The organism is Photobacterium chitinilyticum (genome assembly GCF_004104355.1).
Lineage (GTDB): Bacteria > Pseudomonadota > Gammaproteobacteria > Enterobacterales > Vibrionaceae > Photobacterium > Photobacterium chitinilyticum.
This window is the reverse complement of record NZ_RJLM01000137.1, coordinates 1-580: the sequence shown is the minus strand read 5'-3', so window position 1 is coordinate 580 and position 580 is coordinate 1. Positions and strand designations below refer to the sequence as shown.

The 580-nt window shown below is 53.3% G+C and carries 1 protein-coding gene; it reads left to right on the top strand.

Going from position 1 to position 580, the window contains the following annotated elements; genetic code table 11:
- Positions 1-27: 27 nt before the first annotated feature.
- Positions 28-580 (top strand): phage terminase large subunit family protein (locus EDI28_RS26245; RefSeq protein WP_233353526.1); only part of this gene is annotated, 553 nt, incomplete at its 3' end.

The following is a 580-nucleotide window of genomic DNA, read 5'->3' as shown; positions in this document are numbered from 1 at the left end:
TGGATGAACTGATACCGGGGTTGCTGAGTGAATATATCGAACAGTCAGGTTAACAGGCTGCGGCATTTTGTCCGCGCCGGGCTTCGCTCACTGTTCAGGCCGGAGCCACAGACCGCCGTTGAATGGGCGGATGCTAATTACTATCTCCCGAAAGAATCCGCATACCAGGAAGGGCGCTGGGAAACACTGCCCTTTCAGCGGGCCATCATGAATGCGATGGGCAGCGACTACATCCGTGAGGTGAATGTGGTGAAGTCTGCCCGTGTCGGTTATTCCAAAATGCTGCTGGGTGTTTATGCCTACTTTATAGAGCATAAGCAGCGCAACACCCTTATCTGGTTGCCGACGGATGGTGATGCCGAGAACTTTATGAAAACCCACGTTGAGCCGACTATTCGTGATATTCCGTCGCTGCTGGCGCTGGCCCCGTGGTATGGCAAAATTATAGAGCATAAGCAGCGCAACACCCTTATCTGGTTGCCGACGGATGGTGATGCCGAGAACTTTATGAAAACCCACGTTGAGCCGACTATTCGTGATATTCCGTCGCTGCTGGCGCTGGCCCCGTGGTATGGCAAAA